This window comes from Escherichia sp. E3659, assembly GCF_005781135.1.
Classification (GTDB): domain Bacteria; phylum Pseudomonadota; class Gammaproteobacteria; order Enterobacterales; family Enterobacteriaceae; genus Escherichia.
On the sequence record NZ_VATQ01000002.1, the window covers coordinates 114,238 to 136,998 of the forward strand.

General features: G+C 49.0%; 22 protein-coding genes and 2 tRNA genes. 11 read left to right on the forward strand and 13 right to left on the reverse strand.

Features of this window, described 5'->3' with window-relative positions:
- Positions 1 to 76: 76 nt before the first annotated feature.
- The gene (locus FEK47_RS01245; protein ID WP_130208198.1) at positions 77 to 1,246 is read right to left on the reverse strand and encodes an MFS transporter; all 1,170 of its coding nucleotides are present in this window, start codon (positions 1,244 to 1,246) and stop codon (positions 77 to 79) included.
- Positions 1,247 to 1,417: 171 nt separating this feature from the next.
- Positions 1,418 to 1,507, reverse strand: a complete 90-nt coding sequence (cydH, locus tag FEK47_RS01250) for a cytochrome bd-I accessory subunit CydH (protein ID WP_000102278.1) — start codon at positions 1,505 to 1,507, stop codon at positions 1,418 to 1,420.
- 298 nt (positions 1,508 to 1,805) lie between these two features.
- Between cydH and purR the strand changes: the two genes are divergently transcribed.
- Positions 1,806 to 2,831 carry an HTH-type transcriptional repressor PurR gene (gene purR / locus FEK47_RS01255; RefSeq protein ID WP_000190978.1) on the forward strand — a complete coding sequence of 342 codons (1,026 nt, stop codon included), beginning with the start codon at positions 1,806 to 1,808 and terminating at the stop codon, positions 2,829 to 2,831.
- Here purR and punR read toward each other — a convergent pair.
- A complete protein-coding gene (punR, locus tag FEK47_RS01260) occupies positions 2,828 to 3,760 on the reverse strand; it encodes a DNA-binding transcriptional activator PunR (RefSeq protein WP_135487734.1) in 933 nt (310 codons plus the stop codon). The genes purR and punR overlap by 4 nt on opposite strands.
- Positions 3,761 to 3,872: 112 nt before the next feature.
- On the opposite strand from punR, the gene punC reads away from it, so the two are divergent.
- Both punC and cfa read left to right on the forward strand, forming a co-directional pair.
- A complete protein-coding gene (gene punC / locus FEK47_RS01265; RefSeq protein WP_130224719.1) occupies positions 3,873 to 5,084 on the forward strand; it encodes a purine nucleoside transporter PunC in 1,212 nt (403 codons plus the stop codon).
- 288 nt (positions 5,085 to 5,372) lie between these two features.
- A complete protein-coding gene (gene cfa / locus FEK47_RS01270; protein ID WP_130208204.1) occupies positions 5,373 to 6,521 on the forward strand; it encodes a cyclopropane fatty acyl phospholipid synthase in 1,149 nt (382 codons plus the stop codon).
- A 51-nt stretch (positions 6,522 to 6,572) separates the two neighbouring features.
- Here cfa and FEK47_RS01275 read toward each other — a convergent pair whose 3' ends face one another.
- Positions 6,573 to 7,190 (reverse strand): riboflavin synthase, encoded by a 618-nt coding sequence (locus FEK47_RS01275; RefSeq protein ID WP_064530047.1) that lies wholly within the window; start codon positions 7,188 to 7,190, stop codon positions 6,573 to 6,575.
- A gap of 215 nt (positions 7,191 to 7,405) precedes the next feature.
- Here FEK47_RS01275 and mdtK point away from each other — a divergent pair, with 215 nt between their 5' ends.
- Positions 7,406 to 8,779 carry a multidrug efflux MATE transporter MdtK gene (gene mdtK, locus FEK47_RS01280; RefSeq protein ID WP_130218963.1) on the forward strand — a complete coding sequence of 458 codons (1,374 nt, stop codon included), beginning with the start codon at positions 7,406 to 7,408 and terminating at the stop codon, positions 8,777 to 8,779.
- 38 nt (positions 8,780 to 8,817) lie between these two features.
- On the opposite strand, the gene FEK47_RS01285 is transcribed toward mdtK, so the two are convergent.
- Positions 8,818 to 10,074 (reverse strand): AIDA repeat-containing protein, encoded by a 1,257-nt coding sequence (locus tag FEK47_RS01285; protein WP_138183075.1) that lies wholly within the window; start codon positions 10,072 to 10,074, stop codon positions 8,818 to 8,820.
- A 308-nt stretch (positions 10,075 to 10,382) separates the two neighbouring features.
- Between FEK47_RS01285 and FEK47_RS01290 the strand changes: the two genes are divergently transcribed.
- The 4 genes from FEK47_RS01290 to FEK47_RS01305 all read left to right on the forward strand — a co-directional run bounded on the left by FEK47_RS01290 (position 10,383) and on the right by FEK47_RS01305 (position 12,689).
- Positions 10,383 to 10,459: transfer RNA gene (locus FEK47_RS01290), tRNA-Val, on the forward strand.
- 4 nt (positions 10,460 to 10,463) lie between these two features.
- A tRNA-Val gene (locus FEK47_RS01295) sits at positions 10,464 to 10,540 on the forward strand.
- A gap of 113 nt (positions 10,541 to 10,653) precedes the next feature.
- Positions 10,654 to 10,959 carry a monooxygenase gene (locus FEK47_RS01300; protein ID WP_130218959.1) on the forward strand — a complete coding sequence of 102 codons (306 nt, stop codon included), beginning with the start codon at positions 10,654 to 10,656 and terminating at the stop codon, positions 10,957 to 10,959.
- Between the two features lie 125 nt (positions 10,960 to 11,084).
- Positions 11,085 to 12,689, forward strand: coding sequence for an FAD-NAD(P)-binding protein (locus FEK47_RS01305; RefSeq protein WP_135487733.1), 1,605 nt, complete (start codon positions 11,085 to 11,087; stop codon positions 12,687 to 12,689).
- Between the two features lie 10 nt (positions 12,690 to 12,699).
- Here the strand turns inward: FEK47_RS01305 and ydhT are convergent, their stop codons facing one another.
- The 7 genes from ydhT to fumD form a co-directional block, all read right to left on the reverse strand.
- Entirely contained in the window at positions 12,700 to 13,512 is an 813-nt protein-coding gene (ydhT, locus tag FEK47_RS01310; RefSeq protein ID WP_135487732.1) for a protein YdhT, read from the reverse strand.
- Between the two features lie 3 nt (positions 13,513 to 13,515).
- Positions 13,516 to 14,301: a thiosulfate reductase cytochrome B subunit gene (gene phsC, locus FEK47_RS01315; RefSeq protein WP_130218953.1), complete on the reverse strand. Its 786-nt coding sequence runs from the start codon at positions 14,299 to 14,301 to the stop codon at positions 13,516 to 13,518.
- Positions 14,298 to 14,966: a 4Fe-4S dicluster domain-containing protein gene (locus FEK47_RS01320; protein WP_135487731.1), complete on the reverse strand. Its 669-nt coding sequence runs from the start codon at positions 14,964 to 14,966 to the stop codon at positions 14,298 to 14,300. The genes phsC and FEK47_RS01320 overlap by 4 nt, the downstream gene beginning before the upstream one ends.
- 63 nt (positions 14,967 to 15,029) lie before the next feature.
- Positions 15,030 to 15,680: a YdhW family putative oxidoreductase system protein gene (locus FEK47_RS01325; protein WP_135487730.1), complete on the reverse strand. Its 651-nt coding sequence runs from the start codon at positions 15,678 to 15,680 to the stop codon at positions 15,030 to 15,032.
- A gap of 12 nt (positions 15,681 to 15,692) precedes the next feature.
- Positions 15,693 to 17,879 (reverse strand): aldehyde ferredoxin oxidoreductase, encoded by a 2,187-nt coding sequence (locus FEK47_RS01330; RefSeq protein WP_240730967.1) that lies wholly within the window; start codon positions 17,877 to 17,879, stop codon positions 15,693 to 15,695.
- Positions 17,816 to 18,442 (reverse strand): ferredoxin-like protein, encoded by a 627-nt coding sequence (locus tag FEK47_RS01335; protein ID WP_130208224.1) that lies wholly within the window; start codon positions 18,440 to 18,442, stop codon positions 17,816 to 17,818. Before FEK47_RS01335 ends, FEK47_RS01330 begins: the two co-directional genes overlap by 64 nt.
- 459 nt (positions 18,443 to 18,901) lie before the next feature.
- Entirely contained in the window at positions 18,902 to 19,111 is a 210-nt protein-coding gene (gene fumD / locus FEK47_RS01340) for a fumarate hydratase FumD (protein WP_000528337.1), read from the reverse strand.
- A gap of 350 nt (positions 19,112 to 19,461) precedes the next feature.
- On the opposite strand from fumD, the gene FEK47_RS25625 reads away from it, so the two are divergent.
- The 3 genes from FEK47_RS25625 to lpp all read left to right on the forward strand — a co-directional run bounded on the left by FEK47_RS25625 (position 19,462) and on the right by lpp (position 21,623).
- A complete protein-coding gene (locus FEK47_RS25625; RefSeq protein WP_242664678.1) occupies positions 19,462 to 19,656 on the forward strand; it encodes a hypothetical protein in 195 nt (64 codons plus the stop codon).
- A gap of 7 nt (positions 19,657 to 19,663) precedes the next feature.
- Entirely contained in the window at positions 19,664 to 21,076 is a 1,413-nt protein-coding gene (gene pykF / locus FEK47_RS01345) for a pyruvate kinase PykF (protein WP_135487729.1), read from the forward strand.
- Between the two features lie 310 nt (positions 21,077 to 21,386).
- Positions 21,387 to 21,623 (forward strand): murein lipoprotein Lpp, encoded by a 237-nt coding sequence (lpp, locus tag FEK47_RS01350; RefSeq protein WP_000648420.1) that lies wholly within the window; start codon positions 21,387 to 21,389, stop codon positions 21,621 to 21,623.
- 63 nt (positions 21,624 to 21,686) lie between these two features.
- Here lpp and ldtE read toward each other — a convergent pair whose 3' ends face one another.
- Positions 21,687 to 22,691: a L,D-transpeptidase LdtE gene (ldtE, locus tag FEK47_RS01355; RefSeq protein WP_135487728.1), complete on the reverse strand. Its 1,005-nt coding sequence runs from the start codon at positions 22,689 to 22,691 to the stop codon at positions 21,687 to 21,689.
- Positions 22,692 to 22,761 lie beyond the last annotated feature (70 nt).

Consider the following 22,761-nt stretch of genomic DNA (forward strand, 5'->3'; position numbering starts at 1 on the left):
GCGCTTGCGGCAAGATAAAACGTAATTTGCCTGCAAACTGTAACGCAGAAGGTATCCCCTTCTGCGTTTTGTTTTATTAGCTGTTGGCAACGCAAACTGCTTCAGGTTGTTTTCTGGCTGACATAAACACCAGCAATAATGCCAGTCCTGCGACAATCGCCCCCATCACCGGCACAAAACTGTACCCCAGACCACCCGAAATCACTGCGCCACCTGCCGCGGCACCCAGAGCATTACCCAGGTTAAAGGCACCGATATTCACTGAGGAAGACAGCCCTGGCGCTTCGCTGGCAACTCGCATCACACGCATCTGTAATGGTGGTACCACTGCAAAGGTTGCTGCGCCCCACACCACCATGCTGATAGCCGCACCAAACTCATTACGCGCCAGGAACGGGATCGCCAGCATAATCACCATCAGCAGCAGCAAAAAGCCTTTCAGCGTGCCGTTGACCGAACGATCTGCCAGTTTACCGCCTAAATAGTTACCGATAGAAAACCCGACGCCAATCAGCACCAGCATGGCTGTTACGAACACCGGCGTTGCATGGGTGATACTTTGCAGTACTGGTGAAATATAGGTGTAGAGCGTAAACATTGCGCCAGCCCCCAGTACCGTCGTCAGCAAGGCTGATAACACCTGCGGACGCATCAATACCGCCAGCTCTTTTTTCACTTCCGGTCGCGCTCCTGCGCCGCCTTTCGGTAACGAGAAGAACAGGCTAACCATTGAAATCACGCCCAGCCCCGCCGTTGCCAGAAACGACATCCGCCAGCCAATAGTTTCGCCAAGCCAGGTCGCCGCAGGAACACCGCCAATATTTGCCAGAGTTAAGCCCATAAACATAGTGGCGACGGCGCTGGCCTGTTTGTGTTTAGGCACAACGCTTGCGGCCACGACTGAACCCAAACCAAAGAATGCCCCGTGATTCAGACTGGTCAGAATGCGTGAAAGCATCAACGTCATATAATCCGGCGCGATGGCGGAAAGCACGTTGCCAAGAGTAAAAATGGCCATCAGGAAAATAAGCGCACTGCGCCTGGCACGATGAGACAGCAGTAATGTCATCAGCGGCGCGCCAACCATCACGCCAACCGCATAGGCGCTGATTAACATGCCCGCAGCAGGAATCGAGACATCCACACCGCGCGCAATGACGGGTAACAGGCCCATTGGCGAGAACTCCGTTGTCCCGATACCAAACGCGCCAACGGCCAGCGCCAACAACGGATAGTTAATTTTCATGCCTAATCTCCACTTCTTCGCGTCATTACACGATCACGATATTCATCAAAGTGGCGAAAGCATGACAGCAATCACAAAAAATTGAAAATAACAAAAAGAGAAAACACTTTTGCCATTTTGCTAACAAAAGGGAAGAGAGTGCGAGGGAGGATGCGCTCCCTCGAAGGGAAATCAGTGCAGCGCGGCAGTCAAACCTACGGCCACGATCAAACCGAGGACAATAATGGTTGTTACCAGTGAAAATTTAAGGTCGGTACTCATCAAGTTTTCTCCTTTTTTATTACCCTACAAAAAGTGATATTACGCATTTTTACACACTGTGAAGAAAAAATCTCCCGCCATTTATAATGATAAGTGTTTTTACCACTTCCCCTTTTCATCAAGATCGGCCAAAATTCCACGCTTACACTATTTGCGTACTGGCCATTGACCCCTTCCTGACGCTCTGTGTCGTTTTTCCGGCGTACCGCAACACTTTTGTTGCGCGTAAGGTGTGTAAAGGCAAACGTTTACCTTGCGATTTTGCAGGAGCTGAAGTTAGGGTCTGGAGTGAAATGGAATGGCAACAATAAAAGATGTAGCGAAGCGAGCAAACGTTTCCACTACAACTGTGTCACACGTTATAAACAAAACTCGTTTCGTCGCTGAAGAAACGCGCAACGCCGTGTGGGCAGCGATTAAAGAATTACACTACTCCCCTAGCGCGGTAGCGCGTAGCCTGAAGGTTAACCATACCAAGTCTATCGGCTTGCTGGCGACCAGCAGCGAAGCAGCCTATTTCGCGGAGATCATCGAAGCGGTTGAAAAAAATTGCTTCCAGAAAGGTTACACGCTGATCCTCGGCAACGCGTGGAACAATCTGGAGAAACAGAGAGCCTATCTGTCGATGATGGCGCAAAAACGCGTCGATGGCCTGCTGGTCATGTGTTCTGAGTATCCGGAACCGTTGCTGGCGATGCTGGAAGAGTATCGCCATATCCCGATGGTGGTAATGGACTGGGGCGAAGCAAAAGCCGACTTTACCGATGCAGTCATCGATAACGCGTTTGAAGGCGGCTACATGGCCGGACGCTATCTGATCGAACGCGGTCATCGCGAAATTGGTGTCATCCCTGGCCCTCTGGAACGTAATACCGGCGCGGGTCGTCTGGCAGGGTTTATGAAGGCGATGGAAGAAGCGATGATCAAGGTGCCAGAAAACTGGATTGTGCAGGGTGACTTTGAACCTGAATCGGGTTATCGCGCCATGCAACAAATCCTGTCGCAGCCACACCGCCCTACTGCGGTCTTCTGTGGTGGCGATATCATGGCAATGGGCGCACTTTGCGCTGCTGATGAAATGGGTTTGCGCGTACCACAGGATGTTTCGCTGATCGGTTATGATAACGTGCGCAACGCCCGCTACTTTACCCCGGCGCTGACCACTATCCATCAGCCAAAAGATTCGCTGGGCGAAACGGCGTTCAACATGCTGTTGGACCGTATCGTCAACAAACGCGAAGAACCGCAATCTATCGAAGTTCATCCGCGGCTTATTGAACGCCGCTCCGTGGCTGACGGTCCGTTCCGCGACTATCGTCGTTAATCATCCGTTGCGGGAGTCTCTTCCGGCTCCCGCAGCCACTCCTTATTCAGCGTCTCACTATCGCCGAGATACTCCAGCAACCAGGTTAACGCTGGCGACATATCATTCTGCTGCCATGTCAGGCAACATGCCGAATCAGGGAATGGATTTTCCAGTTCTAACGCCACCCATTTTCCCTCATTAAGCCACGGTTTGGCGAAATGCGTCGGCACCATGCCAATGCATAAACCGGCCGAGATACAGGTTGCCGATGATTCCCAGTCAGGTACGACAAGCCTTTTTTGGTTATCCAGCAGCCAGGTAATTCGTTTGGGTAACGTCCGCGACGTGTCTTCGCGCACCAGCGACGGCCAGTTGCGCAACGTGTCATCGCTGAACGGCCCATTCATCGACGCAAGCGGGTGGTGGTGGGCAACAACACAACTCCAGCTCAACATCCCCATATCACGGAAGGCGTAACGGCCACCGACCGGAATCGCTCGTGTCGCGCCAATCGCCAGTTCCACGCGCCCATCGGAAAGCGCATCCCAGACGCCGTTGAACACTTCCTGAAAAACCAGAAGTTCGACGTCATCAAAATGGCGATAGAAATCAACAATCATCTGCCGCGTGCGTTCTGGCCTGACAATATTATCTACCGCGATGGCTAACTGACCGCGCCAGCCGTTCGCTATCTGCTGACATTGTTGGCGAGTGATCTGCATTTTTTTGACAACAGATCGCCCTTCTTTGAGAAACCACGCCCCGGCAGCGGTCAGTTCCACGTCACGATGACGCCGTTCAAAAAGCGGCACCGCCAGCCACTCTTCCAGCTGACGTACGGTATAGCTGACCGCAGAAGGAACGCGATGCAACTCCTGGGCTGCAGCGCTGAAGCTGCCATTTCGCGCCACTGCATCAACCACTTCGAGAGAATACTCAGACCACATAGTTTGCCTGCAAAATTTTTGAAACCAGTCATCAAATATTACCGTTTCACAACAGGAATTTCACTCCCTACACTTTGCGACGGTGTTTAATTGAGGAATTTAGAGAATATACATGCAACCTGGGAAAAGATTTTTAGTCTGGCTGGCGGGTTTGAGCGTACTCGGTTTTCTGGCAACCGATATGTATCTGCCCGCTTTCGCCGCCATTCAGGCCGACCTGCAAACGCCTGCGTCTGCTGTCAGTGCCAGCCTTAGTCTGTTCCTTGCCGGTTTTGCCGCTGCCCAGCTCCTGTGGGGGCCGCTCTCCGATCGTTATGGTCGTAAACCTGTGTTATTGATCGGCCTGACAATTTTTGCGCTGGGTAGTCTGGGGATGTTATGGGTGGAAAACGCTGCCACGCTGCTGGTATTGCGTTTTGTGCAAGCTGTTGGTGTCTGTGCCGCGGCCGTTATCTGGCAGGCATTGGTGACGGATTACTATCCTTCACAAAAAGTTAACCGTATTTTCGCGACCATTATGCCTTTAGTGGGGCTTTCTCCGGCGCTTGCTCCGCTGTTAGGTAGCTGGCTGCTGGTCCATTTTTCCTGGCAGGCGATTTTCGCCACTCTGTTTGCCATTGCCGTAGTGCTGATTCTGCCCATTTTCTGGCTTAAACCCACCACGAAAGCACGCAATAATAGTCAGGATGGACTGACCTTTACCGATCTGCTGCGTTCAAAAACCTATCGCGGGAATGTGCTGATTTATGCGGCCTGTTCAGCCAGTTTCTTTGCCTGGCTAACCGGTTCACCGTTTATCCTCAGCGAAATGGGCTACAGTCCGGCAGTAATCGGATTAAGTTATGTTCCGCAAACCATCGCGTTTCTTATTGGTGGTTACGGCTGTCGCGCCGCATTGCAGAAATGGCAGGGTAAGCAGTTGTTACCGTGGCTACTGGCGCTGTTTGCCGTCAGCGTGGTAGCCACCTGGGCTGCGGGCTTCATTAGTCATGTGTCGCTGGCCGAAATTCTGATCCCATTCTGTGTGATGGCCATTGCCAACGGGGCAATCTACCCGATTGTGGTCGCCCAGGCGCTACGCCCCTTCCCGCATGCGACTGGCCGCGCTGCTGCATTACAGAATACCCTGCAATTGGGTCTGTGCTTCCTCGCAAGCCTGGGGGTTTCCTGGCTCATCAGCGTCAGCACGCCGCTGTTCACCACCACCAGCGTGATGTTATCGACCGTGGTGCTGGTTGCCATCGGCTATAAGATGCAACATCAACCTGAATCTCACTGCCAGAATCATGGCGAGACGGAAGTCGCACATAGTGAATCACATTGATCTATAGCGATATCGTTATACTTAGGCTGCTAACAAAATTTTGTTGTATGATTGAGATTAGCAGCCTATACTGAGTTCCAGTTGTTAATATTACGATAAATATTATGTTTTTACGGGGACAGGAGCGTTCCCGGGTCACTATGGATGGTCATTTCGGCAAGGGTTCCTCCTTTCCTCTGTTCTACGTCGGATTATAGACTCGCGGTTTTCCTGCGAGATTTCTCACAAAGCCCAAAAAGCGTCTACGCTGTTTTAAGGTTCTGATCACCGACCAGTGATGGAGAAACTATGAGTTCATCGTGTATAGAAGAAGTCAGCGTACCGGATGACAACTGGTACCGTATCGCCAATGAATTACTTAGCCGTGCAGGCATCGCCATTAATGGCTCTGCCCCGGCAGATATTCGAGTTAAAAACCCCGATTTTTTTAAACGCGTTCTACAGGAAGGATCGTTGGGGTTAGGCGAAAGTTATATGGATGGCTGGTGGGAATGTGACCGACTGGATATGTTTTTTAGCAAAGTCTTACGCGCTGGGCTTGAAAACCAACTCCCCCATCATTTCAAAGACACACTACGCATTGCTGGAGCACGGCTCTTCAATCTGCAAAGTAAAAAGCGTGCCTGGATAGTAGGTAAAGAGCATTACGACCTTGGTAATGACCTGTTCAGCCGTATGCTGGATCCCTTCATGCAGTATTCCTGCGCTTACTGGAAAGATGCCTATAATCTGGAATCTGCCCAACAAGCGAAGCTCAAAATGATTTGTGAAAAATTGCAGTTAAAACCGGGAATGCGGGTTCTGGATATCGGCTGCGGTTGGGGCGGACTGGCGCATTACATGGCGTCTAATTATGACGTAAGTGTGGTTGGTGTCACGATTTCTGCCGAACAACAGAAAATGGCCCAGGAACGCTGCGCAGGTCTGGATGTCACCATTTTGCTACAGGATTACCGTGACCTGAACGACCAGTTTGACCGTATTGTTTCGGTTGGTATGTTCGAGCACGTCGGACCGAAAAATTACGATACCTATTTTGAGGTAGTGGATCGTAATCTGAAGCCAGAAGGCATTTTCCTGCTACATACTATCGGCTCGAAAAAAACCGATCTGAATGTTGACCCGTGGATTAACAAATATATTTTCCCGAATGGTTGCCTGCCTTCTGTACGCCAGATTGCGCAATCCAGTGAACCACACTTTGTGATGGAAGACTGGCATAACTTTGGCGCTGACTATGACACGACGTTGATGGCCTGGTATGAGCGATTCCTCGCCGCCTGGCCGGAAATTGCCGATAACTACAGTGAACGCTTTAAACGGATGTTTACGTATTATCTGAATGCTTGCGCTGGTGCCTTCCGCGCCCGCGATATCCAGCTCTGGCAAGTGGTGTTCTCACGTGGGGTCGAAAGCGGCCTTCGCGTTGCGCGTTAAGTGTTATTTCATCGCCCCCATTTTGGGGGCGATGTCATTTCAAACGCAGCTTTATTTCTTTTCCCGTGCCGCCAACACACGTTCAACAGTATCTACCACGGCCTGAGTTTGCGGATCGATTTCGATATTGACGCGTGCACCGAGTTTTTTCTTACCGAGAGTGGTACGTTCCAGCGTTTCCGGAATTAAATGCACACAAAAGCGGGTCGCTGTCACTTCACCAACCGTCAGGCTGATACCATCAATACCAATAAACCCTTTATACAGGATATATTTCATTAACTGCTCATCCTGTACTTTGAACCAGATCTGGTGGTTATTTTCTGATGTTATTATTTTCGATACTTCTGCGGTGGTCATAATATGACCTGACATTAAATGTCCGCCGATTTCATCGCTGAATTTAGCAGCTCGTTCTACGTTTACCCAATCCCCAACGTTTAAATCGCCAAGGTTTGTTATTCGTAACGTTTCTTTCATCAGATCAAAACTGATACGGTTGCCGTTAATTTCCGTTACAGTCAGGCAGCAACCGTTATGCGCGACAGAAGCGCCTGTCTCCAGACCATCCAACATGTAATCAGGTAATTCCACTACATGGGTTCGAAAATTTGCTTTCTCGTCAATCGACACCAACTTCGCGGTGCCCTGCACTATCCCCGTAAACATACTTACAACTCCTGAAATCAGTTAGGACATTCTGTTCAGCACAATAGCAGGTGGGAAACGTCCTTACCAGTAAAGGGGGTTGAGTGGTTATTTTTTCACTGGAGAATTAATAAATCCTCGCTACAATAGACTGAATTTCCCCTGCTTCTTCTTTTTGCTGCCCATTCAGGCGGTTTTTTAGTCTCTCATATAACAACAATATAAAAGGTGTTCACGTGCAGAAATACATTAGTGAAGCGCGTCTGTTATTAGCATTAGCAATCCCGGTGATTCTCGCGCAAATCGCCCAAACAGCGATGGGTTTTGTCGATACCGTCATGGCGGGCGGCTATAGCGCCACCGACATGGCGGCAGTCGCCATTGGTACTTCTATCTGGCTCCCGGCGATTCTTTTCGGTCACGGACTGCTGCTGGCAATGACGCCAGTCATCGCGCAATTGAATGGTTCCGGTCGCCGTGAACGTATTGCGCATCAAGTGCGACAAGGTTTCTGGCTGGCCGGTTTCGTCTCCGTGCTTATTATGCTGGTGCTGTGGAATGCGGGTTATATCATCCGCTCCATGCAAAATATCGATCCGGCCCTCGCCGATAAAGCAGTGGGTTATCTGCGTGCACTATTGTGGGGGGCTCCGGGCTATCTGTTCTTCCAGGTCGCTCGTAACCAGTGTGAAGGTTTGGCAAAAACCAAGCCGGGCATGGTAATGGGCTTTATTGGCCTGCTGGTGAACATTCCGGTTAACTATATCTTTATTTATGGTCACTTCGGCATGCCTGAACTCGGTGGCGTCGGCTGTGGTGTGGCGACTGCGGCGGTGTACTGGGTAATGTTCTTTGCTATGGTTTCTTATATTAAACATGCCCGTTCTATGCGCGATATCCGCAACGAAAAAGGCACCGCTAAACCAGACCCGGCAGTAATGAAAAGACTTGTGCAACTGGGTTTACCTATCGCGCTGGCACTGTTCTTTGAAGTAACACTGTTTGCGGTGGTTGCGCTGTTGGTATCTCCGCTCGGTATTGTCGATGTGGCAGGCCACCAGATTGCCCTGAACTTTAGTTCGCTGATGTTCGTTCTTCCGATGTCACTGGCAGCGGCTGTGACTATCCGTGTGGGTTATCGTCTGGGTCAGGGTTCCACGCTGGATGCGCAAACTGCGGCACGAACCGGGCTTATGGTTGGCGTCTGTATGGCAACGATGACGGCAATTTTTACAATCTCACTGCGGGAGCAGATCGCTCTTCTGTATAACGATAATCCAGAAGTTGTGACACTGGCTGCACACCTGATGTTACTGGCGGCGGTGTATCAGATTTCTGACTCGATACAGGTAATCGGTAGCGGGATTTTGCGTGGTTATAAAGATACGCGATCTATTTTTTATATTACCTTTATCGCGTATTGGGTGTTGGGTTTACCAAGTGGTTATATCCTGGCATTGACCAATCTGGTAGTTGAGCCGATGGGGCCGGCAGGTTTCTGGATAGGCTTTATTATCGGTCTGACTTCTGCTGCCATTATGATGATGCTACGTATGCGTTTCTTGCAACGTCTACCATCGGCTATCATTTTGCAACGTGCATCTCGATAAAAAAAAGAGGCGCAATCCGCAAAGATTGCGCCTTAATTTTAGGCTGACTGGAGCGTTGCGCCAATGCCATCTTCGTCCGGCTGCAATTTAAGTGTGCTGCAAATAGGCTGCCGACTGGCATCCGTTATCTCAACGTGAATATCGCCGCTGACTTCCCCTTTCACACTGATGAATTCTGGAGAAATTTCTTTCGCACTGGTTTGCAGGCAAATCGTTCCTTCTCCTCGCAGACGTTTCACCTTCAACTGCACAGACGTTGCTGTTGACGTTATCAGCCACACTTTTCCGTCATCGAGATTCAGGTTGCCAACATAGAAAGTGACATTGTCACCTTTAACCGTACTGCCATCGAGGATCAACACGCCTTCCTGCTGGACTGTAATCGTTGATTGTTTCAGATCAGCGCCATAACCAACAATCATAGAAGCGCCGTCCTGTAAGGCAACGCTCCCCGTAAGTTCAACCGGTGCGCAGTCTTCTTCTACGACAAATTTTTCGTCCGCACTGGTGGGAGACATCACAATCACTGTCCCACTTTGTACCACTGCGTTTTCCAGCGTACCGGCATGCACTTCAGCCCGCCCACCGGTTTTAACTGTCAGGTTTTTAGTCTTACCAGAACTGTAGAGTTGCAGACCGTCTGTCCCCAGGCGATAAACGGCGCCATTCTCAACGATGGTATGAATGTCTTCGCCGCCGAGATTATTCATGGTGCCACCCGCTATCAACGTATCACTGGCTTTACCTGCCAGCATAAAAACGCCGCCGTGGTTTATCTCACCATTGATGGCTTCTCCACCAGGGTAAACCAACAGTTCACCACCTTCATCTACAACAACTGCTGATGCTGTTCCGTTGACCAACAAACCACCATCCTGATCCAGAATGATTTTTTCCGCGCGATGGCCCTCCAGTACCCGCAGATTACCGCCATTCTCCAGCAATAAACCGCTGGCATAGCCCTGATCAACGCTAAATTCACCTTCGGGATGGCGGCCATTAACAGTCGCGAGCGTTGAGAGGCTAATCGCTCCACCGTCTGACTGAACAATGTCAGTGGCTATTGCGCCGTCACCGACTGATAACGTGCCATTGTTGCTGTACTGTGTACATTTGGCGATTCCACCAGTTTCAACTTTCAGCCAGCCAGCGTCTGTGACCACGGTATTTTCTGCTCTTCCGCCTGCCTCAACAATCAACTCGCCATCAGTAAGTTGAGTCGCGCCGATAACGTCTCCAGCATGAACAATTTGCACTTTCCCGTCGCTAATCAAGTTTTTTGCATCAGATCCCATGACTTATTCCTTTGCTGCATCTGTGTGCCTTTATCGCTACCTAAGTGTAAAGGCTACGAAGGATTTATCCACGATAGAATTGATATGGTGGCAAAGTCTCTGTTTTACATTGTGAGTCGAGGGATAATCGGCTGTATGAGATCTAAATATGATCTCTGGCCAAAAATCGCCCTTGCAAATCAACAAAATATCGCCAATTTGCTTAAAAGCTCTGCAAACGATAGAAATACCGCAGAAAATTACGATTTGCCTCTTGCCACCTTCACGCTCTGCCGCTAATATTCGTCCCCGTTGTCACCTACAACGTTGCGTTCATAGCTCAGTTGGTTAGAGCACCACCTTGACATGGTGGGGGTCGTTGGTTCGAGTCCAATTGAACGCACCATCCTGCGTCCGTAGCTCAGTTGGTTAGAGCACCACCTTGACATGGTGGGGGTCGGTGGTTCGAGTCCACTCGGACGCACCAGATTTTCTTAATCTGGTCTTCTCTTCCCTTTTGTTTCTCCTGTTTCTTCTCTGTATCCAATACGTTAAAAGATTTACACTATCCTCTTATGCGTTATCAGAAGGAGAATAGCTATGGCAACTTTATTACAACTTCATTTTGCTTTTAATGGCCCGTTTGGCGACGAAATGGCTGAGCAACTTAAACCGCTTGCCGAGTCGATTAATCAGGAACCCGGTTTTCTGTGGAAGGTGTGGACAGAAAGTGAAAAGAACCATGAAGCCGGTGGGATCTACCTTTTTACCGATGAAAAAAGCGCCCTGGCTTATCTGGACAAACATACGGCCCGCCTGAAAAATCTTGGTGTCGCAGAAGTTATTGCCAAAGTTTTCGATGTCAATGAGCCACTGAGTCAAATCAATCAGGCAAAACTCGCCTGACAGAGATTAATGAAGGGCGATACGCGCCCTTTTCGTCCCTGTCTGAAATTTCTCCTTTTCTAAATATTTCCACCACACTTACCTGATAACACCAAATTCAAAAAAATGCATACAGGTAAGTAACAATGAAAAAAATTGCCATTTTGGGTGCCGGACCAACAGGGATCTACACTTTCCTCTCGCTTTTGCAGCAACAAACGCCACTCTCCATTTCTCTCTTCGAGCAAGCCGACGAAGCGGGTGTCGGTATGCCGTACAATGATGAAGAAAACTCTAAAATGATGCTGGCAAATATTGCCAGCATTGAAATACCGCCGATTTATTGTACTTATCTGGAATGGTTGCAAGAGCAAGAGGCCAGCCATCTGCAACGTTATGGCGTTAAAAAGGAAAGCTTGCACGATCGTCAGTTTTTGCCGAGGATTTTGTTAGGAGAATATTTCCGTGATCGCTTTTTACGGTTGGTAGAGCAAGCACGACTGCAGCAATTTGAAATCAACGTTTATGAATCTTGCCAGGTGACCGATCTGCAAGTCACAGACTCTGGCGTGCTTATCTTCACAGATCGGGATTTGCCAGTTGAGACGTTTGATTTAGCCGTAATAGCCACCGGTCACGTCTGGCCTGACGAAGAACAGGCAAGCCGAACATATTTCCCCAGCCCGTGGTCAGGGTTAATGGAAGCGAAAATTGCAGCCTGTCGCGTGGGCATTATGGGAACATCCTTGAGCGGACTGGATGCCGCAATGGCGGTTGCTATCCAGCATGGTTCCTTTATTGAAAAAGATAATCAACGCATTCTGTTTCAGCGCGATAGCGACAGTGAAAAACTCAGTATTACATTGATGTCACGCACAGGTATTTTGCCAGAAGCCGATTTCTATTGCCCAATTCCCTACGAACCTCTATGCATTGTCACTGAACAGGCCCTGAACTCGGAAATTGAAAAAGGTGCACAGGGCCTTCTGGAACGGGTATTTAAACTTATAGTGCGAGAGATTACTTCGGCTGATCCTGACTGGAGCCGACATATTGCGATAGAGAGTCTGAATGTCGATACCTTCGCGCAAGCCTGGTTTGCCGACCGTAAACAGCATGATCCATTTGCCTGGGCAGAAAAAAACTTAGCAGAAGTCGAGCGAAATAAACGTGAAAAACATACCGTTCCCTGGCGTTATGTCATTCTTCGCCTGCATGAAGCCGTACAGGAAATTGTTCCGCATCTGAATGAGCACGACCATAAACGGTTCAGTAAAGGCCTTGCCAGAGTATTTATCGACAATTATGCGGCTATTCCTTCTGAATCTATAAAGCGCTTACTGGCTTTGCGCGAGGCGGGAATTATCCATATTCTCGCTCTCGGTGAGGACTACGATATGGAAATCGACAAAACGCACACAATGCTGAAAACAGCGGACAACAGCTACTCGTTTGACGTTTTTATTGATGCTCGTGGGCAACGCCCGCTCAAAGTGAAAGACATTCCTTTCCCTGGACTACGTGCACAACTACAGAAAACAGGCGATGAAATCCCTGATGTCGGTGAAGATTATACGCTACAGCAACCGGAAGACGTTCGTGGTCGCGTGGCGTTCGGCGCGTTGCCCTGGCTAATGCACGATCGGCCTTTCGTTCAGGGGCTTACGGCTTGTGCTGAAATTGGCGAGGCTATGGCGCAGGCCGTCGTGAAGCCAGCATCCCGCGCACGCCGACGTCTGTCGTTTGATTAAGGTAAAAGAGTCAGCATTCCACAAATTGATGTTGCTCATTCAGACGATAGCGAACTCCGGCGCGAATATTATTTTCACCTTCAACGGCTACGGCAAAGCGCACTCTTTCGCCGTCATGATACGCCAGCGCGGCGCTGCCTCCTGGCCCGAGAATAATTGAATCCACCACGCCCGTACTCACTACCGTTGAATTTTCACCGCTGGCGATGATATGAACGTTATCGCCACTGTTGGCAATTCTGGCGTTTGCGCCAAAGCTGGCGATTTGCACCAGATCGCCATTACTGGCGACATGACACCGTTCACCCAATGTACAAACGCGTACTCGCATTCCGGTATTCGCAATACGACTGCTGTCTCCGGCGCTGCTTATCCGCGAGGAATTACCGGTTACAGCAACACGGGCACGTTCACCTGAGCTACCGATATGGCTGTTAAAACCGACACTGCCAATCCGCACGCTATAACCCATGCTGGCAATTTGCGCAGCATACCCCACGGTGGCGATTCTGGCGTTATCCTCACAACAGCCGACGCGTGCGTGATCGTCGGCCCGGGCGAACTGACTGCAAAAGGGTATCTCTACGGGGTCCCTGGCCAGTTTTTGCATTGAGGAAACTTCCTGACGGGCGAAATTTTCGTCTGCCAGCCATTTTTTCCAGGCGTACTCAACCAGACTTTCCGCCCAGTCAGTAAATCCTTCGCCAATCAGGGCGTGGTGAATATCTGCATAAATTCCACCTTGCGGAAAACGGCGCAGAAACCAGCGGTACATAACCGCTCCTACACGCCACTCTTGCAGGTCAGTTCGTGTAATGATCATTCGTTAATGCCGGTGATAGCCATCGACCATACATTTAAAGGTTTCGTGCGGAGTACGCCCCGTGGTGCAAAGATAGAGATGGCCGAAGATAAAAAAGAGGCTTATAGCTGCCAGAGCAAAATGCGCCTGCAATAACCAGTATCTTACGCCAGGGAACACGTCCCCCACGGTTTGCGGGTAAAGACATAGCAGCCCCGTCAACAATAACAGCGGCAGCAATCCATACATCACACCAACATAAGCTGCCTGCTGCAATGGATTGAATTTAGACTGTGTTGTTGCAGGAAATGGATGATCTTCCCCTTGCATAATTCCAAGCAGATAAAACCGCGTTTGTTTAGCCGCTCGCCCCAGCCAGCCCTGACGGCGGATAATGTAGTGATGACCATTACCCCCAACGGCATTAATGAGAATAAAGCCAAGCCAGCATGCCAGTAGCAGGAATCCACAAACTTCATGTACGGCAACCAGACTTTTGACTGCAGCAACGCCCACCAGCGCAAAGTGATTGATTAGCCCACTTGCCAGCAACAAGACAAAGAGTAACGCATTCGACCAGTGCCATAATCTCACCGCCCTGCTGTAGAGATAAACCTTCTCGCCATGACCAGTGGAGGATTTCTTTTTACCACGAGCGCGAAGTAAGGCGTGAAGCCCCAACACTAACCACATCCCGACCAGCAGCAGCCCGGCAATGACCAACCACACAGGCCAAAATTCGGGAGAAAACTGCGGTACATAGTTTGCCAACTGGTTATGAAATTGTTCAGCATTTTGCGACGGGTTCATACATTTTCCTTTTTAATCAAATGTTGACCGAACCGGCGATACAGATGCGGTTTCCCGGCACCAGGCAGCTGATATTGATAGTATTTATTTTCCTGTAACCACGCCTGAATTTCTGGGCTATCTTCGCGACCAAAGATCAACGCATGTTCCGGACAGGCGCTAACGCAGATGGGCGGAAAACCTTTTGCCAGCCGAGACTCGGCACAGAAATCACATTTATCCGCCACTTTGGTCAGTGGATTAAGGTAACGAACCTGATACGGGCATGCGCCGATGCAGTAGCCACAGCCAATGCATTGTGATTTTTCTACCCGCACGATCCCCTGTTCATCACGCCACGATGCCCCTGTGGGGCAAACGTCGATGCAAGGAGCATCTTCACAGTGCTGGCATGACTGGCGAAAAAAGTGATACAGCGTTTCGTTATTGTTATCGGTGACCGGGATATGCGCGATAGACAAACGACTTCCCTGTGCCGGTACATGGTTAGTTTTACGGCATGCTCTGGCGCAAATATTACAGCCATTGCACCGTGATTCATCGTGAATCATGGCATATCGAACTTCCTTTCCTTGTCTGGTGCTCGCTAACAAAGAAGGTGCTGAACCGGTAAAAAAGATTACCGTTCCCATCCCCAGAACAAATTTGCGTCGAGTGAAGGACATCTTATTATCCTCTAATGCTGTGGCTGCGACTGTCCACCCTATCCATGATATCTCCCTGAAACTTCAGGGATTCTGAAACTGCTCAACCTCGAACCATTCACATAAGCCATAAGCTTTGCCATAGCTCATAAAACGCTCGCTAAACAGGTACAACACAGCCGTCGATGACGTCACCTGGCGTATATCGGCATACTCAGGAGCGATATCCATCGCGGCGAGCGCGGCTTCAATCTGCGCTTCCTGGTAGCAATATGGCGCTTGCGTCAGCATGGCGACCTTATAAGGCCGGGGATACGTCTGGCATTCGAAGCGAACTGCGTGTGCAATGGCCCGACAGATGTCCTGCTCAACAACCTGCAAAGACATAGCGGCATAGTTTTCGCTCATGGTTTGCGTTGAGTAGTAATAATCATCTTTACTGCCCGTCATACAGGCGATATCTGCGAAATCTGAACTCTGCCGTATGCTTTCCAGCAATGCAGAAAGATCCTCTTCAGCAACCGAATATGGCGGTGACAGGAACACGGCACGTGCAACCAGTTGACCCGCCGTCGAATGCTGGCGGATAAACTCCGCCAGAATTTCAGCCGGTTCAGGCCCTGTAACCGCATCGTTCGCAGTGTCATCGGGCTGACGCATACTGTGCAACCATTGACGCTTAGTCACGTCAATATCAGGTGCTTCCAGTTGTGTCATTTCCTCCTGCTGGCTCATTACGCCGGTTCCTTATGCTGGTAGCAGGTTATGTGTCGCCAGATCGGCGGCAATATCTTCCAGCCCGAGTCGATGAAGCGTTTCTCGCGTTGGACAACCAAGCTGTGGGTCCCAGCCCATTTCCTTGTAGAAAAGCGTGAGTGACTGGTGCATATCATCGCGGTCCATTTTGTCAGTACCTTCACTGAAGACCGGAATCTGCGGATCTTTATCAAATACCCAGGAACAAATCAGGTCATGCTCATTACGCATATCTTTGGTTTGCATCAGTTTTACCGTGTAGGCACGATGTAACGTAAAGATACGCTCAGCAGCTAAATCTAATTTTTCCTGCGTCATATCTTCGCCAGTGATTGCTTTAAAGAATTTGGCTTCTAGCGCAAGGTCGCCACGATAATTGCGGCTTTTCAGTGGCGAAACAGTCATTGGCCAGACCCAGTTGCACAGGGTGACGGCGTTATGCAAACAAACCCGCAACAGCGACCATTTGGCATATTTAATTTTTGCGTCATTGATCGGCGTGTAGTTTTTGGTTTCATCGTAAGCATCTTCAGAGCCAAAAAGCTCTTTTGCCACTTCCCGCTGCAGTTTCAACGGCAAACCGGAGCCAATAAAGTTGATGTGCGTATGCGTCATACAGTCACGGTTGAACATGCAGTTAACAATAGAACCGACCTGCGCCGATGCTTCATTGGCATGGTGAACCGGATAACCAAACGGCGACCAGAGTTTATTTTTTGCGTAGCCCCAGTACTCTTCACCCAAATTCCAGCGTTCAGCAATGGCATACGAGCCATCAGCCAGATGACTCAACTCACCCACGCGGTGCGCCAGACGGTAGTAAAAATCTTTAATGAAATTAACGTCACCAGCTTCCAGTTGATCCCAACGAATTTCCGCATACTCTTCAGCAGGCAGAACGCGCTTAAACACACCTTTGCTGTAACAATAGGTAAAGTCGCGATGCAACTGCCCGTAGTTACACCACAGCCCGTAGTCATCGAACAGATTCAGACCAACCAGATTACCAATCACTCGGCCATCATCTTTATCTTCAAAATCTTTCGGCCCGTTCGGGAAGATGGTGGTATGGACAAAGTTAGCGACACAGGTGTTACCACCTGTACTGGGTACACCAAACTCTTTAACCCGAGGAATGTTCATCTGGGTCATACAACGAATTGGGCATGAGTGGCAGCCACTCATTTTGACGGTGTATTTTTCTGCTGCCGGACCTAAGTCAAAGACGGATTTATAGGTGCGGAAACCGACCGTGTTTTGATTGCCAGGCGGGATTTCTCCTGTTTCAATCGGGCCGCCTTCCGCTGCACCCCAAAACAGCCCTTTACGTGCCGTCCAGCGTGATTTGGGATCAGAGTACTCTGCCCACGATTGCGGCGTACTTGGCACGACATGATTGTTATTAGCGCCAATAAGTTCGGTCATCATATAGTCATTGAGCCGTTTCATCTCCTGGCGATCGGCAATGTTGACTCCTTTTGTCCCTTCAACCGCAATCGCTTTCAGGTTTTTGGAGCCCATTATTGCGCCAGTTCCCGCTCCACCGCTGTGGTTACGACTATTCAGCATGCCAGAGAGAGGCACAAGATTTTCACCCGCCTGACCAATAGCCGCTACACAGGTTTCAGGGCTGGTTAAACGGCAAATTTCTTCCGTGGTTGCACGCGTCCCTTTCCCCCACAAGAAATCGGCTTTCTCCAGGCTAACTTTGTCATCTTTTATATTTAGCCAGACCGGTGATTTCGCTTTACCCTCGATAATAATGACGTCGTATCCGGCGAATTTCATTTGTGCAGCAAAAAAGCCGCCCATATGGGCGTCGACGACTAAATTTCCTTTGGTAAATGTGGAAAGTGATGTGATATTTACGCGAGAACTACAGGGTGCACCAGACCCTGTCAACGGCCCCGTAGCAAAAACTAATTTATTTGCTTCATCGAAAGGTTTGGTGCCTGGAGGTACTTCGTCATACATAATTTTGTAGCCAAAGCCCATACCACCGACAAAATCTTTAAACTTACTGGAATCTTCGAGGGTAATATTTCCTGTCGTAAGATTGACTCTTAATATATTACCAGTCCAACCGTTAGCCATGATTTTTTCCTTTGCAAGATTCACACAGTAATATCTTTCCACTCGATAATTTTTAACGCCCCTGTCGGGCAGGCGTTTGCGCATTCACCGCACAACACACATTTCGAGGATTTTTTAGTTTCAGTATTTACGGTGGCCATCATCCACGGACACGCAGTAGTACAGGCGCTACAACCAATGCAACGTTTATGATCGACGGTTATACATCCCTCTTCCTGCTGCCAGGTAATCGCGCCAATCGGGCAGACCTTCAGGCATTGAGGATCTTTACACTGGCGGCAGGTGTCGGCGGTATAATTCAGATCGCCGTATAAGCCGCCACCGGAACCTACGCCTTTGTCGCCAAAGAAATAATTACGATGGATTTTGATGCGGGAGAAAAAAGTACCAACGGCGCCATCGTTATAGTTGGTACAGGAGATTTCACAGCGGTGGCAGCCGGTGCAACGCGCACGCTGGGTAACTAACACGCCTTTGGGCGTGTTTATTAGCCCCACCGTGCCGCTATCGACATCTTCCTGTTTACAGCCCAAAAGTGACAATAACGCAGGGGCTATTGTTAAACCAGCAAGACCTTTTCCTGATATACGCAAGAACTCTAATCGCGTTAAGCCAATATCTAATAGTGGACGTTCAACCGGGTTCATTTATTTCGCATCCTCTTCGCAAACACAGTGCTGACAATTCAGCAGCCTGATATTAAGCATTCAACTAATACGCTGCTGACTATGCCTCCAACACCAGATATTTTTGTCCTAACCCGATAGCGTATGAGACATGATTTAACGCAAGTAAACTAATCCTTTATGGTTAGGAGAAAAAATAATGTGATTATTCTTAGTCCTTAACATTGATCGTTATCAATTAAAAACGGAAAGCAGAAGATTAAAAGCGGAGTGATATTTGTTATCATTTGAAATGAATTTCATTTACTCTACAATAATTTGTGATATACATTCCAGAATATAGAAATAGTTAATTCGCTATAAAATTAAATACATATCGCAATTAATATGGTTGCCTTACATCCATTTATAAAAATAAACTTACATGTGACGATATAATAAAACAGAGGGGATAAGGCGTTACGCGCTATCCCCGAACAATTATTTCACCAGTGCATTAATGACTGTTTCCATCGCCTGCTTTTCTAATTCGCTGCGTTGGATGCGTTTATTTGCTAATGCTGTACGCAGCACACCAGCGATGACGATGTGTTTTGGCTCCTGGCCCAGGTCACGCATCTCCAACACCACTTTCCCTACCACTCTGCACATTTCGCGGTACAGCTCATCATCTTTTGTCCGGTTGCCCATTATTCACACCCATTTATCATGCCAGTTATCAGCATATATCAATCTCATTACTTAAACAAAAAACAAACAAAATCAAACAAATAACTCGATAAATTATTATAATTGCATCTGTTGTGTAACGAGGGTATGCACTCTGTCTTTACTCCAGTCATCCTCTACCTTCCAACCATCTCCTTCCCTTTGCGCAAACAGCGATGATTTTGCGTAATCTGCTATCGAGGACGTTAAATCTTTGATAACAGTTTATTGTGTATATGCATGAATGTTTTTGAAACGCTGTTTTTGTTTTCCTTTTTGATTAAATTCAGCGTATAATCCGCGCCAATTGACTCTTGAATGGTTTCAGCACTTTGGACTGTAGAACTCAACGACTCAAAAACAGGCACTCACGTTGGGCTGAGACACAAGCACACATTCCTCTGCACGCTTTTTCGATGTCACCTATCCTTAGAGCGAGGCACCATCACTTTCGTAATACCGGATTCGCTTTCCGGCAGTGCGCCCAGAAAGCAAGTTTCTCCTATCCTTCTCAACTTAAAGACTAAGACTGTCATGAAAAAGACCAAAATTGTTTGCACCATCGGCCCAAAAACCGAATCTGAAGAGATGTTAGCTAAAATGCTGGACGCGGGCATGAACGTCATGCGTCTGAACTTCTCTCATGGTGACTATGCAGAACACGGTCAGCGCATTCAGAACCTGCGCAACGTGATGAGCAAAACCGGTAAAACTGCCGCTATCCTGCTCGATACCAAAGGTCCGGAAATCCGCACCATGAAACTGGAAGGCGGTAACGACGTTTCTCTGAAAGCAGGCCAGACCTTTACTTTCACCACTGACAAATCTGTTATCGGCAACAGCGAAATGGTTGCGGTAACTTATGAAGGTTTCACCACCGACCTGTCCGTCGGCAACACTGTACTGGTTGACGATGGTCTGATCGGTATGGAAGTTACCGCTATCGAAGGTAACAAAGTTATCTGTAAAGTACTGAACAACGGTGACCTGGGCGAGAACAAAGGTGTGAACCTGCCTGGCGTTTCCATCGCCCTGCCGGCACTGGCAGAAAAAGACAAACAGGACCTGATCTTCGGTTGCGAACAAGGCGTAGACTTTGTTGCTGCTTCCTTTATCCGTAAACGTTCTGACGTTGTCGAAATCCGTGAGCACCTGAAAGCGCACGGCGGCGAAAACATCCAAATCATCTCCAAAATCGAAAACCAGGAAGGCCTCAATAACTTCGACGAAATCCTCGAAGCATCTGATGGCATCATGGTTGCACGTGGCGACCTGGGTGTAGAAATTCCGGTTGAAGAAGTTATCTTCGCCCAGAAGATGATGATCGAAAAATGTATCCGTGCACGTAAAGTCGTTATCACTGCGACCCAGATGCTGGATTCCATGATCAAAAACCCACGTCCGACTCGCGCAGAAGCCGGTGACGTAGCCAACGCCATCCTCGACGGCACCGACGCAGTAATGCTGTCTGGTGAATCCGCAAAAGGTAAATATCCGCTGGAAGCTGTTTCTATCATGGCGACCATCTGCGAACGTACCGATCGCGTGATGAACAGCCGTCTCGAGTTCAACAACGACAACCGTAAACTGCGTATCACCGAAGCGGTTTGCCGTGGCGCAGTTGAAACTGCTGAAAAACTGGATGCTCCGCTGATCGTCGTAGCGACCCAGGGTGGTAAATCTGCTCGTGCAGTACGTAAATACTTCCCGGATGCAACCATTCTGGCGCTGACCACCAACGAAAAAACGGCTCATCAGCTGGTACTGAGCAAAGGCGTTGTACCGCAGCTGGTTAAAGAAATTACCTCTACTGATGATTTCTACCGTCTGGGTAAAGAACTGGCGCTGCAGAGCGGTCTGGCGCACAAAGGCGACGTCGTAGTCATGGTTTCTGGCGCGCTGGTACCGAGCGGTACTACTAACACCGCATCTGTTCACGTCGTGTAATATTGCTTTTGTGAATTAATTTGTATATCGAAGCGCCCTGATGGGCGCTTTTTTTATTTAATCGATAACCAGAAGCAATAAAAAATCAAATCGGATTTCACTATATAATCTCACTTTATCTAAGATGAATCCGATGGAACCATCCTGTTTTCTCTCAATTTTTTTATCTAAAACCAAGCGTTCGATGTTTCTTTGAGCGAACGATCAAAAATAAGTGCCTTCCCATCAAAAAAATATTCTCAACATAAAAAACTTTGTGTAATACTTGTAACGCTACATGGAGATTAACTCAATCTAGAGGGTATTAATAATGAAAGCTACTAAACTGGTACTGGGCGCGGTAATCCTGGGTTCTACTCTGCTGGCAGGTTGCTCCAGCAACGCTAAAATCGATCAGCTGTCTTCTGACGTTCAGACTCTGAACGCTAAAGTTGACCAGCTGAGCAACGACGTGAACGCAATGCGTTCCGACGTTCAGGCTGCTAAAGATGACGCAGCTCGTGCTAACCAGCGTCTGGACAACATGGCTACTAAATACCGCAAGTAATAGTACCTGTGAAGTGAAAAATGGCGCACATTGTGCGCCATTTTTTTTGCCTGCTAATTACGCCTATTGCGTCGCTCGTAACATATTTCCTTGCTCTGGTTCACCATTCTGCGCAGACTCTACTGCAGGCGCATTGCTGGCTGCGGGTGTCGCCCCGCTGCTTACCGCAACCGGATACCCTGCCCGACGATACAATGCTTTATCGACTAACTTCTGATCTACAGCCTTATTGTCTTTAAATTGCGTGAAGCCTGCAGGCAGTGCGTACGGCATTGTCTGAACGTTCTGCTGTTCTTCTGCCGATAACGGTCGATGCACTTCAACATAACGCATCCCGTTCGGTTCTACAGAGTATTTTACCGGTTCGTTGATCACTCTTACCGGCGTTCCCGTTCTCACACTGGAGAACAGTGCTTTAATGTCCGGCGCGTTCATACGCATACAGCCTGAACTGACGCGCAAACCGACGCTGTCCGGCGCACTGGTGCCATGAATGAGGTATTCGCCGTTGCCGTGCGCCAGGCGCAGTGCGTAGCGTCCCAGAGGGTTATTCGGCCCGGCTGGAACAACTGGCGGTAATTTGATGCCTCGCTCCAGTGAACGCTGACGAATACCCGCCGTGGGCGTCCAGGTAGGATTGGGGATTTTCTGCCCTACCCGTGTTTCCATCACTGGCGTTTCCAGCCCCTGCAAGCCAATGCCTATCGGGTAGACCTGCACGATATTTTCTCCCGGCGGATAATAATAAAGACGCAGTTCCGCAAGGTTCACAATTATCCCCTGGCGCGGTGCATCAGGTAATAACAGTTGCGAAGGAATGGTTATTGTCGTGCCTGGTTTTGGCACCGGAGCAATTGTGTTATTGGCTTCAAGGATCAACATTGCCGCAGTATCAAAACGACGGGCAATAGCCTGAAGGTTTTTATCCCCCTCTTGCACCGTATAGGTTTGATTTTGCCCAACCAGTCGGCTTCCGGTTGGTGGGAGCGGGTAATCTACCGCCCAGGCTGCCTGAATGGCGCTGAAAGCGCCGATAAGAGTCAGTGTTAGTAAAGACGCGCGTTTCATTGTAAACCTCCTGTATTTGCCGGTGGCTCACGCTGAAACGACGGATGGCGCTTATGTTTACCTGAAACCG